This window comes from Thalassobaculum sp. OXR-137, from assembly GCF_034377285.1.
Taxonomy (GTDB): Bacteria; Pseudomonadota; Alphaproteobacteria; order Thalassobaculales; family Thalassobaculaceae; genus Thalassobaculum.
The window spans coordinates 2696622-2711780 of record NZ_CP139715.1 but is presented as its reverse complement, the minus strand read 5'-3'; the positions used below and the strand labels follow the sequence as shown (position 1 = coordinate 2711780).

Sequence of the window (15159 nt, the reverse complement as noted above, 5' to 3'; positions counted from 1 at the left end):
CTCTACCGGCCGGCCACCTATTCCTGCGCCATTTTACGAAATCCGCGCCAGAAACCCAACGACCTGAACGCCCGCAGCGGATTAACCCGCATAGGCCGCCGGCTTGAGCGCCCCCTTCACCTGGGTCCGGCGCATGAGGCGGCGGGCGGAGGCATCGAACGGGTCGCGGCGGTGCATGGTCGCCCGGTTGTCCCACATCAGCACGTCGCCGACCCGCCAGTTGTGGCGGTAGGCGTTCTCGTCGCGGGTCGCATGGGCCCACAGCTCGTCCAGCAGCGCCTCGGACTCCGCGAGGTCCAGTCCCTCGATATGGGCCATGCGGCGGCGGCCGAGATAGAGCAGCGGCTGGCCGGTGTTCGGATGGGCGATGACCACCGGGTGGTAGGTGCCCGGGCTCTCCCGCGGGTCCTCCGTCGGGGTCACGCCCTGGCGCACATAGCCGCCGGAATTGTAGGTGCCGTCATGCTTGATCCGCAGCCCCCGTGCCCGGCGCTTCAGGTCGTCCGGCAGGGCGTTGTAGGCCGCGTTCATGCCGCACAGCCAGGTATCACCCCCGGCCGGCGGCACCTCGATCGCGTGCAGCATGGAGATGTCCGGCGGGGCCGGCAGATAGGACATGTCCGTATGCCAGACCGCCTCGCCCGCCCCCAGGCTGCCGATCTCCTTGCCGTCGGCTCCCTTGATGTTGGACACCAGATAGACCTCGGGCAGGCCCGGCACCGCGGTCTGGCCGTTCTCCATGATCGGCGCGTGATCGAGATCGCCGAATCGCCGGCTGAAGGCCACCAGTTGCTCGGGCGACAGATCCTGGCCGCGGAACAGCAGGCCGGCATAGCGGTCGAAGGCGTCCTGGATGAAAGCGAACTGGCTGTCGCTCACCGCGCCGAGATCGACACCGAGGATCTCGGCGCCGACGACGGGGGTCAGCGGGCGGGCGTGCAGGGCACCCTGCGAGGCCTGTGCTGCATCACTCATAAGTTCCTCCCGTATTCCCTGTTTTTTAGGAGGGTACACCCGACCATGCCTCGCCTGCTAGCGTTGCTGGCACAACAAGAAATCGGGAGAGACGCATGGAACAGCGCACCCTCGGGTCCTTCGGCCCGGTCAGCGCCCTGACACTCGGCGGCGGCGGGATCGGCCATCTGTGGGGCAAGACGACGCGCGAGGAATGCGTCGCCACGGTCAAGGCCGCGGTGGACGGCGGCATCACCCTGCTCGACATGGCCCCGCGCTACGGCGACGGCGAGGCGGAGTCGGTGATCGGCGAGGCCTTCGGCGGCAAGCTTCCGGCCGGTGTGCGGGTGACCACCAAGTGCCTGCTCGGCGGCACGCCTCCGGCCGAGATCGAGACCCGGCTGCGCAGCTCCATCGCCACCAGCCTGGAGCTGATGAAGGTGGAGAAGATCGACCTGTTCTTCCTGCACTCCAACGTCGCGCCCGATGACCATCCCATGCGCGGCCATCCGGACGCGGCCCTGCGGGTCACCCCGTACTCGGTGTTCTGCGAGCATGTGCGGCCGCTTTTCGAGAAATTCATGGCCGAGGGGCTGATCGGCGCCTGGGGCCTGACCGGCATCGGCCAGCCGGACGCGATCATCAAGCTGCTGGGCGAGAGCCCGGCCCCCGCCGCCGTGCAGGCCATCAGCAACTCGATCGACAGCCCCGGCGCACTGAAATTCTACGACGGCCCGACCAAACAGCGCGAGGTGATCGCCACCGCCAAGGCCAACGGCGTCGGCGTGCTCGGCATCAAGGCGGTGCAGGCGGGCGCGCTGTCCGCCGAGATCGACCGTCCCCTGCCCGACGATCACCCGGAAATGCTGGACTACAAACGGGCCGCAGGCTGGCGCAAACTGGCGACCGAGATCGGCGAGGATCCGGCCGACCTCGCCCACCGCTACGCGCTGACCATGGACGGCGTCGACACCGTTGTCCTGGGGGTGAAGAACCGCCGGGAACTGGAGATGGCGCTGGTGGCGGAAGCCAGGGGGCCGCTGGATGCCGACCTGGTCCGACGGATCGACGCGAGCTTCGACTGAGGAGAACGAAAAGCATGGCCCGCAATTCCATCGCCATCGACGGCGCGCGGTTCTGGTCCACCATCGAGGCGTCGGCGGAGATCGGCAAGGGACCGCGGGGCGGCCTCGCCCGGCTGACCCTGAGCCCGGCCGACGGCGAGGTGCGCGACCTGTTCGCCGGGTGGTGCACCGATGCGGGTTACGCCCTCAACGTCGACAAGCTCGGCAACATGTTCGCGCGCCGGCGCGGCACCCACGACAACCTTCCGCCGGTGGTGATCGGCAGCCATCTCGACACCCAGGCCGCCGGCGGCCGGTTCGACGGCATCGTCGGCGTGCTGGCGGGGCTGGAAATCCTGCGGGCGCTCGACGACCAGGGGATCGAGACCCGGCGGCCGATCGAGGTGGTGAACTGGACCAACGAGGAAGGCGGCCGCTTCCCGCCGCCGATGCTCTGCTCCGGCGTCTTCGCCGGCCTGTACGAGCTCGACTGGGCCCTGGGCCGCACCGACGAGGACGGCACCACCGTCGCCGACGCGCTGAACGCGATCGGCTACGCCGGGGACGCGCCGGTCGGCGGCCGGGAGTTCGACAGCTATTTCGAGATCCATATCGAGCAGGGTCCGGCGCTGTACGAGGCCGGGATCAAGCTCGGACTGGTCACCGGAACCTATTTTGCCCGCGGCATGCGGATCGAGGTCGAGGGGGTGAACGCCCATAGCGGCCCGACCCCGATGGACCGCCGCCGCAACGCCATCGTCGGCGCCGCTTCCGTCGCCCTGGAGGTGGACCGGATCGGCCTGAAATACGCCGACAGGGAGGCGAAATCGACCGTCGCCCGCCTGGAGGCCTGGCCGAACAAGCCGGGCATCATCTCCGACCGGGCCACCCTCTTCGTCGATTTCCGCTCACCGGAGAAGGACCTCACCGAGACCATGGAGGCGGAAATCCGCCACGCCCTGGTCGACTGCGCCCAGCGCTCGCGCACCGATGTCGCCGTCGGCGATGCCTGGAGCTTCAACACCCCGGTCTTCGACGCCGGACTGCAGGACCTGATCCGCGAGGCCGCCGCCGGCCAGGGCGTGGAACTGATGGAACTGCGCAGCCAGGCCGGCCACGACGCCTACAACATCGCCAAGATCGCGCCCTCGGTGCTAATCTTCACCCCCTGCGACGAGGGCATCAGCCATAACGAGGCGGAGAACACCTCGCTGGAGGACCAGCTTCCCGGCATCCAGGTGCTGGCAGAAGCGGTGGTGGCCCGGGCGAACCGGTAGGCCGCGCCCCCAAAGAAAATCCCCCTCCCGGAGACCGGAAGGGGGATCGATGTCATGGTGTCAGACGGTCAGGTCGAGCTGTCAGGCGGCCTTGCGGTCGTGACGGCCTTCCTGGACCTCCTCGATGATCTTCTCGCAGAACGCCTTGAGGTCGTCCGGCTTGCGCGAGGTGATCAGGCCCTGGTCGACCACGACCTCGGAATCCTCCCAAAGGCCGCCGGCGTTCTTCACGTCGGTCTGGATCGAGCCGTAGGACGTGACGTTCCGGCCCTTGACCACGCCGGCCTCGACCAGCAGCCACGGACCGTGGCAGATCGCGGCCACGGTCTTGCCGGCATCGTAGAACGCTTTCACCAAAGCGACGGCCGTGGGGTTGGCGCGCAGGATGTCCGGGTTGATCTGACCGCCCGGCAGAACCAGCGCGTCGAAATCGCCCGCCTTGGCGTCGGCGAGATCCATGTCGACATCGACCGTCTCGCCCCAGTCCTTCTCGTCCCAGCTCTTGATCGCGCCGGATTCCGGCGACACGACGGTGACCGTCGCACCGGCCTCCTCCAGACGCCGCTTCGGCTCGAACAGTTCCGATTTCTCGAACCCGTGCGTGGCGAGGATCGCGATCTTGGCGTCAGCGATGTTGGGCATCGTTTTCTCCATCATATCTCGGTGGGGTCCGCCCCCGCCGGCAACCGCCGGACGACGCGCCCCGAAAGGCGCGGCCGCGGCTGCGGCATTCACCGGGGGTAACGGTCGAGGCCCCCCGGTCGTTCCGAGAAATCTTATGGAGTGTGGACGCGGTCCGCCGGAGCGGACCGGCGTTAGGCCTCGACGATCGACTTGATCTTCGCCCGACGCCGATTGGAGCGCTGGGCGATCTCGTTGTCCTGATCCTGGATGGCCGTGCGCGCCAGATCCAGCAGGGAGTCGCCGAACGTCTGGTTCAGCAGCTCGTTCTCGACCCGGCGGTTCGAGGTGATCGACCCGTCCTCATAGGTGACGTTGAACATCGTGAACGTCGCCGGCTTGGTCTTGGATTTGTTGCGTGCCATGGGCCGTCCTCTGGGTTCATCGCTGCGGGTCGGGGAAAAGGCGTATCAGGCCACCCGGATGGCGGCGGCGTTGCCGAACGTGCCGGACAGCAGCGTCTCGGCGTGTCGGATCATCTTCTGGCCCGCCGGCGCGCCGATGGTGAAGACACTCTGGCCGCCGACCCGCTTGTGGGTGACGTAGGAGTGCAGGCCATAGGTGATGAGAAAATTGTCTGCGTTCTTCATGGGAAGTCCTTTGGGTTGGCCAGCGTCGTCGACAGGCGCTGCCAGGCAATGCCGAGCGCGTCGTTCGCTGGAAAGTCGGTATAGGGAGCGGGTCGCCGCCTGCGCGGACGCCCGGGTATGCGGCGCCATGGGGGAAGGACGGGCTTATGCCGCCGATCGTCGCCTCCGGTGCGCCGGATCGAATTCTGGTGTCAGGTCGAGGATTGCTCGTCGGTCGACGGCGTTTCGGCCTGGTCGTTGGAGTCTTCGGAGGCGCCCTCGGGCTCGCCTTCCACCGCGCGCTTCTTGTCGGCCAGACGTTTGGCCTTCTTTTCCGCCTTCAGGCGTTCGCGCTCGCGGCGTTCGAAATTGTAGTTCGGCTTTGCGGCCATGATGTCTTCATCCTATGGACCTGCCGAAGCGGTTCCCGGCACACGGCGCGAACGCCGGAGGTGGGATGGACCGTCAAAGGGAACAGGGCCTCAGTTTTCCGACATTCATCGGATCCGCGCGAACGTAGAGCCGTTCGCCAGCGTCTCCAGAGCCGGAGCGTAGCGTGAACCGCCCCGGACAGGTCCGGGACGGTTCGACACTATCGATAGATCGGTGTCAGTCGATCAGCTGCAGGTTCTCGGCGGCGGGCTTGCCGTCGCGACCAGCCTGAAGCTCGAAGGAGACCTTCTGACCTTCATTCAGGGTGTGCAGGCCGGCGCGCTCGACGGCGGAGATGTGAACGAACGCGTCGTTGCCACCATTCTCCGGCTCGATGAAGCCAAAACCCTTGGTCGAATTAAACCACTTAACGGTACCATTAGCCATGAAAGGATCCTCTAACAGGCGTTTCGTTACGCGCTCACGGCAGAGCCGGCGCGGGACTAGATAGCGATAACATTGTCAGGGGATATCTAAGCTTAACGGTGTACCGTCGGTCCAGGCAGCACCAAACGAATGTATCAACTACGGCCTATAGCTAATCCTTCTGAAAAAAAAGTCAATGAACATTACAGACGGTGGCGCCCTTTTTTCTGGCGATCGGCGGTTTCATTTTTTTGTAATCCGCCGTGCGAGCCCGGTTTTTACTAACGAAATCAGCGTCCCCGACCTGTTCGTCCACTGAAATGCGGCCGAATCCAGGGTCCGAGCCGGCCCAGGGTCCATCTATTGAGAACGCTACTAAGAATCGTTTGCAATAAAAATTCCATACCGACATACTCCGCGCGCCTCGGGTGGGAGCGGGGCGAACACGCAACACTGACCGGGGGGTCACCGGAGCATGTCCGCACGTACGCTCGCTGGCGCATTTGGCGCGCTGAGCTTTTCACTGATGTCGACGACCGCAATGGCGGAAGTCTTCGATCTCAAGCCGGTGGTCGTCACCGGTTCCACCGTCCATGAATCCCAGCAGATCCGCTCCAAAGTGGACGGCGCGTATAACAGCAGCCGCTCCGCCTCCGAGGTCGACGGGAGCGTCATCCAGAACCTGAACCCGATCAACAAGGGCGACGCCCTGCGCTACAACGCGACCGGGCTGATCAACCAGCCCGGCGCCGGCGACCGGTTCGGCAGCGGCACCAAGATCCGCACCTTCGGCGACTGGGGTGCTTCTGAATCGATCGACGGTCTGCCCGCCATCAAGTTCCAGGGCGGTGACGGCGGCGGCTACGGCAATACCGCCATCCCGTCCATCGCCGTCGACAGGATGACGGTCCAGAAGGGCGGCCGCGGCGTCAGCTACGGCGACGGCACCGACGGCGGCGTGGTCGAGACCCGGATCAAGTCGGGCCGCGACTACACCGACCACCAGGCGATCAGCCTGGACGCCAGCACCGCCCGGGAAGGCCTGGCCCAGGGCGAGATCGCCGACCATGACGGCAACTGGGACTACTACGCCGCGGCAAACGGCTTCTTCGGCGACTATGACGGCGATCCCGAGAACCTGGACGCGCAGTCGGTGCTCGGCGGCCTCGGCAAGTTCGGCTACAATTTCAGCACGGACACCCGTCTGGAGGTCCTGGCGATCGGCGACCGCAACCAGCCGGACATCATCCGCAACGGGAATGTGGAGCAGATCGAGAACCACACCCTGTTCGGCTCGGCCACCCTCGACCACCGGCTGACCCAGGCGCAGGCGCTGCAGGTCGGCGTGCTGGCCTCCGATGCCCAGACCAAATGGGACGCCCGCTCGCGCGACCGCAGCGTGGCCAACCAGATCGTCTTCGCCAATCACTTCCTGAGCACTTCCCTAGCGGACGGCGTCGACTATGACGGCTCGGTCGGAGCCGAGGTGAAGCGCACCAACATGGAGCGCGACGGCGTGTGGGACAACACCTTCACCGACTATGCGGTGAAGTCGACCAACGCCTTGACCTTCAACGATAATCTGACCCTCACCGGCGGGTTGCGGCACACCTGGTTCAACAACGACGTCGAATATCAGGGTGTGGAACAGGACAACCTGGCCACCGACGGCCTGTTCTCCTACCAGCTCGGCGCCTCCTACAACGTGCTGGAGAAGACCCGGGTGCGGGTGTCCTACGCCTCGGGCTACAATCGCTTCTTCGAGAAGTACGGCAATTTCGGCACCGACGTGCTCGACACCGCCGGCGCCGGCGACGAGGTGGTGGAGTCCACCACCATGGAAGTCGGCGTCAACCAGGGCTGGACCGGCGGCTATATCGACCTCGCCCTGTACAACATCGTGCAGGAGAACGTGCCGCGGCGGAACAACGGCGCGATCGAAAGCGTCGAGGTCGACCAGTCCGGCTTCGAGGCCGAGATCTTCGCCACGATCACCGACCGGCTGACGGCGTCGGCCGGCTATATGCGGGTGATCGATGTGGAGGCGACCCGGGCCGACGGGACCGAGGTCAATTCCAACATCTTCTGGGACGGCCAGGCCGCCTCGGTGCCGGACAACCAGTTCAGCCTGCGCCTCGACTACCGGGCGACCGACACGGTCGGGCTGTGGACGGCCGCCTACCACTCCACCGGCTATGACGCGGTCAATGCTGACGGGGTCACCACCAAGCGGGACGGCTTTACCCGCTGGGACATGGGGGCGAGCTGGTGGGCGACCGACAACTGGGCCCTGCGGGCCCGGGTCGAGAACATCCTGGACGAGCGCGACTTCGGCAGCACCGCGCAGGGCGTCAGCGTCGACGACGACGGCAAGCTCGGCCGGGTATTCTGGATCGGCACGGACATCACCTTCTAAGCGGCACGAAAACCCATGCGGTACCGAACCCTAAGACGACTGCACCTCTGGGTGTCCCTCCTGGTGGCGGTACCGCTGCTTGTTCTGAGCCTGTCCGGCGCGCTGTTGGTGTACGCACCCGAGTTGCAGCGGGCCCTAGACGGCCAGGCTCGGAACACAGGCCCGGTCGGCGCATCGCTGTCTCCCACCGCGATCGTCGATCGGGTCGCCTCACAGCGGCCGGATCTGAACATCTGGTCGATCTCCGTCGCCTCTCGGGACGTCTGGACCGCCTGGCTGGCCGACGGCGCGGGCGTGCTGCGGATCGACCCGGCCACCGGCGACATCATCGAGCATTTCCATCCGAAGGACCGGTTCGAGGGCTGGCTGACCGCCCTGCACCGGCGCTATCTGGTCGACGGCCCGGCGGCACCGTGGGTGCGGCACGGCGTCTCGGCGGTCGCCCTGCTGTTCGTCCTTCAGCTCGTCCTCGGCCTCTGGATCTGGCTCAAGCCGCCCCTGCCCTTCCGCCGGCTCCCGGTGAGTTTCCGCCAGGGCACCCGCTTCGGTATCCTGCGCCTGCATCAGGCGACCGGGATCGCCAGCTTTCTAATTCTGACCGCCGTGGCGCTGACCGGCATGGCGATGTACTGGCACGACCCGATGCAGGTGGCGCTGGAATGGATCACCGCCTCCAAGGTCGAGGAGGCACATCCGCCGAAAGAGGACGGCCATGCGCCGCTGCGAAATATAGACGAGGCGCTGAGAGTGGCCCAGGCCGCGGCGCCGGATGCGACCCTCAGCTATTTCCGTCTGCCGCGCCGGCCGGGGGATTCCCTGGTGGCCGGACTGATGCCCGAGGGCGGTGCCGAAGGACAGGCGACGCGGGTCTGGGTCGCCGGCGATCCGACGCGGGTGCTCTATGTCTACGCACCCAGCGAGGCCAACCTGGCCACCACGATCTGGCACATGCGCTACATCATCCATGTCGGCAAATTCGGCGGACCGATCATCCGCGCGCTCTGGGTGATCGTCGCCCTGGTGCCGGCCGCCTTCATGATTTCCGGTCTCTGGCTCTATCTCGGCCGTCGGCGCCGGGAGAGCCGTGCGCGCAAACCGATACCCGCGTATCTGCTACGACTGAGCAGCACTAAAGACTGAACCGTCATATCGACACAGAAAAAGCATAATTTCTTACCAAGCCCCAGAAATAGGCACGAAATTAAAATGATTTCCTAAGGCTAAATATACTCTATCAACGGCCACTATGACATCGTTGATTTCATTTTTTAGCTTCCTATCGAATAGTGAAATATCCAGCTCGCCAGAATGAACAATAAAATTTCGATTTTCCACGAGATATTCTATTGAGTCGTATAAATTTATTTTCCTCCCTCGAAATGGTTTCCGCAACACCCCGGCTAAATTTAATTTCGGATCGATCATTTTAAAGTTTTCCGATATATTGGAAGGCCTTTGGAAAGAAAAACAATCTGCAATAGCATCTTCCAAAGGTCGCCGTTCTGAAGCAATTTGCTCTAGTTGACTGTGGCTCAATCGTGCCTTTTTTAGCACAATCTCCCGTTTGTCAGCATATCGAAGCACAGCAGAAAATGTAGCCCGGAAATACTCTTCCCAAACACCGATTACAAAAGGTATTATTAAATTATTTGATATTATTCTGGGATTAATTTCATCAAAAAGATAAAATCCAGAAGAGCGATCCAGAGAAATCCCCCCTTTCAAATGCCTGTTCATCAAATAAATATTTGACTTCATTATTGAATTATTAAATCTCCACCGAGCGAGATAACAACCCGACGACATAGGTGACGGTGGAGGCTCATCAGGGCGCCAATACCTATTTTTACCAGCATCTGTTCTAAAATATCCGCCGAATAAGTCTCTAAGGGTTTTTATTGTATTGTTTTGATGCGCCAAATCCCAATAGCTTCGACTGGCACTCGATCTAGTATTAACTATAATTTTTCCATCCACTTGATACACATGAAGCTCAACCCCGACCCATGACTTATAATCATCATTATCAATCCAAACGTATGAACGCCTACGGCCAGATTTTTTCAAATCAAATCGAATTGACTTATAGTTCAGCAATTTAATAACGCTCAAGACATGAATAAGCCTTGCATTTTTATCTAGTATATTTTCTGACTCATAACTCAAGGTCGACTCCCACCTCCAAAGATTGGAAAGCACGAAATCGTATTAAGAACCCAACGCAGAATCAACTTGCGGCAATACCAGCTTGCCGAACTTCACAAAGTTCAAGAAACAGGAGATGCAGAATGCCAGGTGATCCGAGATTTCAGCCAGTGGACGCGGCGGTGGTGCCGCGCTTCGCCGATGTCGCCACCTTCCTGCGCACCAAGCGCCACGAGGTGCATCCGGACGTCGATATCGGCCTGGTCGGCGTGCCTTTCGATCTCGGCGTGAACTACCGCACCGGCGCCCGCCAGGGCCCCTCCGGCGTGCGCGAGGCCTCGCGCCTGATCCGCAAGGTGCACCCGACCCTCGGCACCAAGCCGTTCGAGGTCTGCAACGTGGCCGATCTGGGCGACGCGCCGGTCAATCCGCTCGACAAGGTCGCTTCCATCGACCTGATCCAGAAATTCTTCGAGGAGCTGCGGGAGAACGGCATCACCCCGATCTCCATCGGCGGCGACCACACGATCCCGACACCGATCCTGCGCGGGCTGGTCAAGGACGGGCCGGTCGGCATCCTGCAGATCGACAGCCACCCGGACACCCTGCCCGAGCTGTGCGGCGACACCCTCAACCACGCCACCTTCATGCGGCTCGGCATCGACGAGGGCTGGATCGACCCCAAGCGGGTGGTGCAGCTCGGCCTGCGCGGCAGCCGGTTCGGCGACGATATTCAATACGGCCTGGATCAGGGCTTCACCGTCATCACCATCGACGATTACGAGGAGATCGGCCGGGCGGAGACGATCAATCGCATCCATGCCGCCCTGGGCGACCAGCCGTTCTATCTGACCCTGGATATCGACGGGGTGGACCCGGCCTACTGCCCCGGCACGGCGGTCCCGGAGATCGGCGGCCTGATCCCGCGCGACCTGCAGGTCATCATCCGCAGCCTCGCCGGCAAGCCGATCATCGGCGCCGATATCAGCGAGATCGCCCCGTGCTTCGATCCGACCGGGATCACCTGCGTGACGGCGGCCAACCTGATGTTCGAGATGCTCTGCGCGATCGCGGAGGGGGGGAAGTAGCGAATAAGCCGGCCCTTCGACACGCCCTAGCCTGACGGCCGGCGCTGCTCAGGGCGAGGTCAAGACTTATGAAACTAGAAACCTCACCCTGAGCAGGAGCGCAGCGACGTGTCGAAGGGCGCACTCTGCCGTGCCAGATCGGCGGCCAGGGCGGCGGCGATCTCCTGCAGCGGCGGCACCAGGGCCGCCGCCGCGTCCTCCGCACTCAGCGCCGAGCGCAGATACAGCACGTTGATGCAGGCGAAGATCGTCGCCCCGTCGCGGATCGGCACGCCGACGCTGGAGATCCTGTTGTCGTATCCCCGCGCCATATAGGCCGGGTTCATGGTCGCGTAGCCCGCCGCGCGGATCCCGGCGAACAGGGCTTCGGCCCGCAGCCGGTCGCGGGCGACGTCGTTCCAGGGCGACGGGTCCCGGGCCGCCGCCTCCAGGATTTCCGCCCGCTCCGCAGCGGCGCAGAATGCCGTGTAGGCCAGCCCCAGGCTGGCGGCCAGCATCGGCGCCCGGTAGCCCGGCCCGCGGTTGACGAAGATCGGCCCGGCCTCGCGCGAGGTCTCCACCACGATCATCGCGTCGCCGTCGCGGATCGCCACGTCCGACGGCCAGCCGATCCGTCGGCGGAAATCGCCCAGGCGGCGTGAAACCACCGCGCCGACCGCGTTATGCGCCCGATAGCCGGCGCTGAGCTGCAACGTCTTGCCGGCGGCGTGATACAGCCGGGTGTCGTCGTCGCGCACCACGTAGCCCGCATGGGCCAGCGTCTCCAGCATCCGCAGGATCGTCGCCTTGTCCAGATCCACCACCCGGTGGATCTCCGCCAGACTGGCGCGGCCGGACAGGCTGTTCACCGCGGCCAGGACGTCCAGGCACCGCAGCACCGATGTCACCGGGCGATATGACGCCACCCTCTTCTCCCCGCTGGCTTCAAAGAAATTTCAACTGATGAAATTCTATTTCATTTACAGCCTAACAGCCGGACGCCCAAAGTGCCAACCGACTTCTAGGACCCAAAAAAATAGCGGAGGATTCACCGGTGGATTTCAGACTGACCGAGGAACAGCAGGCCCTGCGCGATACCGCGCGCCAGTTCGCCCAGACCGAGATGCCCGCCGTGGCCAAGGAGCTGGAGGAGAAGGACGAGGCGATCTCCAAGGAATGGCTGAAGCGCTATGCCGAGATGGGCTTCCTCGGCATCAACGTCTCGCCGGAGCTCGGCGGCCTCGGTCTCGGCAACCTGGAGGCGCTGATCGTTCTGGAAGAGTTCGCCAAGGTCTCCCCCGCCGTCGCCTTTCCGATCTTCGAGAGCTCCGTCGGCCCGATCCGGGCCGTCGAGCATTTCGCCGGCTCCGAGCTCGCCAAATCGGTCGTCCCCAAGGTCTGCGCCGGCGAGATCGTCTGTGCCGTCGCCATGTCGGAGCCCGATGCCGGCACCGCGCTGACCGACCTGAAGACCCGCGCCGTGCTCGACGGCGACCACTACATACTCAACGGCCAGAAGCGCTGGTGCTCCGGTGGCGGCCACTCCGACAGCTACGTGGTCTACACCAAGCTCTCCGACGAGCCGGGGGCCAAGGGTATCGGAGCGCTCTATGTGGAGAAGGACCGCGACGGCGTCTCCTTCGGCCCGCGCGAGCGGCTGATGGGCTTCCGCGGCATTCCGTCGGCCGACATCTTCTTCGAGGATGTCCGGGTCCCGAAGGAGAACCTGATCGTCCCCGCCGGCGGCTTCCGCAAGCTGATGGAGGCCTTCGACCTGGAGCGCTGCGGCAACTCCACCATGTGCCTCGGGATCGCCCAGGCGGCGCTCGACCAGGCCTTGGACTACGTCCAGGAGCGCAAGGCGTTCGGCAAGGAACTGGTGGAGTTCCAGGCCGTGCAGCTCAAGCTCGCCGAGATGGCCCTGAAGGTCGAGGCCTCCCGCCTGCTGATCTGGCGCGCCGCCCAGAATGCCGAAGACGGACTGCCCAGCATTCTCGACAGTTCGCTCGCCAAGTGCTTCTCCAACGAGATGGTGCGCGAGGTCACCGGCGCCGCCTTGCAGGTCATGGGCGGATATGGGTACGCCAAGGAATATGGTATGGAACAGCGCATGCGCGACGGCTGGGGTTGGGGTATTGCCGGCGGTGCGATCGATATTCAGAAGATCAACATCGCCAGCGCCCTGGTAGGCAGGCGGTTCAACCAACGCGCATAAGGCGCCGGCGAAAGGGCCGGATCGGATGGACAGACGCGGCCTGCTTCGCCATCACATCGACCTCGCAACGGCGCGGGTGCTGGAGATCGGCGCCCTCGCCTCCCCGCTCGTCGCGCCGGACGAGGGCCGGGTGGAATATGTGGACCACCTGGACACCGAGGGGCTGCGCCAGGAGTACCGCGGCCATGCCGGCGTCGATATCGACAAGCTGGTACCGGTCACCCATGTCTGGAACTCCGGCACCTTCGCCGAGGCCGTCGGCGCCACCGGCACCGTCGATGCCATCGTCTCCAGCCACGTCTTCGAGCATTTCCCGAACCCGATCCAGTGGCTGATGGACGCCTACGGGATCCTCGCCCCCGGCGGCCAGATCTACATGGTCGTCCCCGACAAGCGCTTCACCTTCGACCGCGAGCGGGCGAACACCCGCGCCGCCGAATGGATCGAGTGGTATCTGCAGAAGCCCTCTCGCCCGACCGTCGGTCAGGTCTACGACTACCATTCCAGGGTGGTGCACGTCCCCACGGGCCATGGCTGGAACCCGGCGCCGGGCGGGGGCTTCGCCCGGATCTACGATTCCGGGACCTCGCTGGACCAGGCGCGCAGGGCGGCCGACACGGACGACCATATCGATGCCCATTGCAGCGTCTTCACCCCCTACAGCCTGATCGAGCTGTTCAAGGAGATCGACCGGCTCGGTCTATTCCCGTTCGACGTCGTCGCGCTTTACCCGACGCCGGCGAACGACCTGGAATTCGCCCTGGTCCTGCGCCGCAGCGACGTCCCGCCGGTCACCGCGATCACCCGCGAGGTCGACCGGAAACTCGCCCGGGAGGCCGGCTATACCGGCGAATTCGGCAAGGGCGGCTTCGCCGAGGCCCTGGCGGCGGATCCGGCGCTGCAGCAACGGCATGCCGCGGCGCGGCGGAAGTGGATCGACGAGGCGACCCGCACCCGCAACCGACCGCCGTTCCCCGAGCTGGACCCGGCGCTTCACGACCGTCAGCCGGACCGCGACGATCCAAGGCTCAGGCAGGCCACGACCTGGTTCCAGCGGCTGCTGCGATAGGCCGACCGGCGGCTCACCCTCTATCGGTTGGAGAATTCCATGTCGGCGCCCCCCGGGCGGGAGCCCCCGGCGTCGGCGTCCGAGCCATCCCGGTCGCCGTCGGAGACGGAGTATCCGAGACTCTCCGCCCAGGCCGAGGCCATTTTGGTCTCCACCGCCTGCATGGCGTCGAACTTGGCCAGTTCGCGCTGCCACTGTTCGGCCGACACCAGGCTGGAATCCAGCGGATAGATCGCCAGCAGGATCCGCCTGACGTCGGACCCCTGGAGGCGCATCGGCAGGATCAGCCGGTCGTAGCCGAAGGACTTCTTGATGATCTGAAACTCGCGCCGGTAATACAGCGGCTGCCGGGTGTCCATCGACTTCCGCAGCGCGCCGCAGACCTCCAGGGCCACGTTCTTGGCATAGACCTGGTTGATCAGCCGCCCGGTCGGGTTGACGCCGAGCAGCTTGATCAGCGCCTCGCCCACCAGCAGATAGCGGGCGCGGACCGGAAAGCCCGCGGGCAGGTCCGGTTCGCCGGCCGTGGCCGGCGCGATGTCGATCAGCGCGATATTCCCGAGACAGTCCCCCATCTCCTGGATCGACAGATCCTTCTGTCGGGGCAGGTCGCCGCTGCCGGCCTGGTTGCGCCAGTATCGGTACAGCTCCGCCAAGGCCGGTCGCTCTATTGCGGACAGCGACAGGTATTCGGCGGTATTGGACCAGATCCGGAATCGTGACATGTCATACAGTCCTAGTGACCGGCTGCGCACCCGGCGCAACGAATCTCAGTTTTCATACGCAACACGGCCCGGATCCGACCACTTTCTCCGCAGTCGGCGTGGAAAAGTCGCACTAGGATTTACCCCATTCGTGGATTAAGTGTTCCAGGACAGCCACTATGTTGCGAGACCGCGTGCTT

General features: G+C 64.2%; 16 protein-coding genes. 7 read left to right on the top strand and 9 right to left on the bottom strand.

Going from position 1 to position 15159, the window contains the following annotated elements; translation table 11 throughout:
• Positions 1 to 81 precede the first annotated feature (81 nt).
• Complete coding sequence (locus tag T8K17_RS12780; RefSeq protein ID WP_322334889.1) at positions 82 to 975, bottom strand: TauD/TfdA family dioxygenase; 894 nt, start codon at positions 973 to 975, stop codon at positions 82 to 84.
• A 95-nt stretch (positions 976 to 1070) separates the two neighbouring features.
• On the opposite strand from T8K17_RS12780, the gene T8K17_RS12775 reads away from it, so the two are divergent.
• A complete protein-coding gene (locus T8K17_RS12775) occupies positions 1071 to 2039 on the top strand; it encodes an aldo/keto reductase (RefSeq protein ID WP_322334888.1) in 969 nt (322 codons plus the stop codon).
• Between the two features lie 14 nt (positions 2040 to 2053).
• Positions 2054 to 3295, top strand: coding sequence for a Zn-dependent hydrolase (locus T8K17_RS12770; RefSeq protein ID WP_322334887.1), 1242 nt, complete (start codon positions 2054 to 2056; stop codon positions 3293 to 3295).
• An 81-nt stretch (positions 3296 to 3376) separates the two neighbouring features.
• Here the strand turns inward: T8K17_RS12770 and T8K17_RS12765 are convergent, their stop codons facing one another.
• The 5 genes from T8K17_RS12765 to T8K17_RS12745 all read right to left on the bottom strand — a co-directional run bounded on the left by T8K17_RS12765 (position 3377) and on the right by T8K17_RS12745 (position 5364).
• The gene (locus tag T8K17_RS12765) at positions 3377 to 3937 is read right to left on the bottom strand and encodes a type 1 glutamine amidotransferase domain-containing protein (protein WP_322334886.1); all 561 of its coding nucleotides are present in this window, start codon (positions 3935 to 3937) and stop codon (positions 3377 to 3379) included.
• A 173-nt stretch (positions 3938 to 4110) separates the two neighbouring features.
• Positions 4111 to 4341 carry a hypothetical protein gene (locus T8K17_RS12760; RefSeq protein WP_322334885.1) on the bottom strand — a complete coding sequence of 77 codons (231 nt, stop codon included), beginning with the start codon at positions 4339 to 4341 and terminating at the stop codon, positions 4111 to 4113.
• Between the two features lie 45 nt (positions 4342 to 4386).
• A complete protein-coding gene (locus tag T8K17_RS12755; RefSeq protein ID WP_322334884.1) occupies positions 4387 to 4566 on the bottom strand; it encodes a hypothetical protein in 180 nt (59 codons plus the stop codon).
• A 191-nt stretch (positions 4567 to 4757) separates the two neighbouring features.
• Positions 4758 to 4937 (bottom strand): hypothetical protein, encoded by a 180-nt coding sequence (locus T8K17_RS12750; RefSeq protein WP_322334883.1) that lies wholly within the window; start codon positions 4935 to 4937, stop codon positions 4758 to 4760.
• A 217-nt stretch (positions 4938 to 5154) separates the two neighbouring features.
• A complete protein-coding gene (locus tag T8K17_RS12745) occupies positions 5155 to 5364 on the bottom strand; it encodes a cold-shock protein (RefSeq protein ID WP_322334882.1) in 210 nt (69 codons plus the stop codon).
• A 505-nt stretch (positions 5365 to 5869) separates the two neighbouring features.
• Here T8K17_RS12745 and T8K17_RS12740 point away from each other — a divergent pair.
• Together T8K17_RS12740 and T8K17_RS12735 are read left to right on the top strand one after the other, a co-directional pair.
• Complete coding sequence (locus T8K17_RS12740; protein WP_322334881.1) at positions 5870 to 7759, top strand: TonB-dependent receptor; 1890 nt, start codon at positions 5870 to 5872, stop codon at positions 7757 to 7759.
• A 15-nt stretch (positions 7760 to 7774) separates the two neighbouring features.
• Positions 7775 to 8899, top strand: a complete 1125-nt coding sequence (locus tag T8K17_RS12735) for a PepSY-associated TM helix domain-containing protein (protein WP_416153185.1) — start codon at positions 7775 to 7777, stop codon at positions 8897 to 8899.
• A 33-nt stretch (positions 8900 to 8932) separates the two neighbouring features.
• Here T8K17_RS12735 and T8K17_RS12730 read toward each other — a convergent pair whose 3' ends face one another.
• Positions 8933 to 9925 (bottom strand): hypothetical protein, encoded by a 993-nt coding sequence (locus tag T8K17_RS12730; protein WP_322334879.1) that lies wholly within the window; start codon positions 9923 to 9925, stop codon positions 8933 to 8935.
• 122 nt (positions 9926 to 10047) lie between these two features.
• Between T8K17_RS12730 and speB the strand changes: the two genes are divergently transcribed.
• Complete coding sequence (gene speB, locus T8K17_RS12725) at positions 10048 to 10992, top strand: agmatinase (protein WP_322334878.1); 945 nt, start codon at positions 10048 to 10050, stop codon at positions 10990 to 10992.
• Between the two features lie 83 nt (positions 10993 to 11075).
• On the opposite strand, the gene T8K17_RS12720 is transcribed toward speB, so the two are convergent.
• Positions 11076 to 11897, bottom strand: a complete 822-nt coding sequence (locus T8K17_RS12720; RefSeq protein WP_322334877.1) for a helix-turn-helix domain-containing protein — start codon at positions 11895 to 11897, stop codon at positions 11076 to 11078.
• Positions 11898 to 12025: 128 nt separating this feature from the next.
• Between T8K17_RS12720 and T8K17_RS12715 the strand changes: the two genes are divergently transcribed.
• Together T8K17_RS12715 and T8K17_RS12710 are read left to right on the top strand one after the other, a co-directional pair.
• Positions 12026 to 13186 carry an acyl-CoA dehydrogenase family protein gene (locus T8K17_RS12715; protein ID WP_322334876.1) on the top strand — a complete coding sequence of 387 codons (1161 nt, stop codon included), beginning with the start codon at positions 12026 to 12028 and terminating at the stop codon, positions 13184 to 13186.
• A 25-nt stretch (positions 13187 to 13211) separates the two neighbouring features.
• Positions 13212 to 14255 (top strand): methyltransferase domain-containing protein, encoded by a 1044-nt coding sequence (locus T8K17_RS12710; protein WP_322334875.1) that lies wholly within the window; start codon positions 13212 to 13214, stop codon positions 14253 to 14255.
• Between the two features lie 20 nt (positions 14256 to 14275).
• Here T8K17_RS12710 and T8K17_RS12705 read toward each other — a convergent pair whose 3' ends face one another.
• Entirely contained in the window at positions 14276 to 14980 is a 705-nt protein-coding gene (locus T8K17_RS12705; protein WP_322334874.1) for a hypothetical protein, read from the bottom strand.
• Positions 14981 to 15159: the final 179 nt, after the last annotated feature.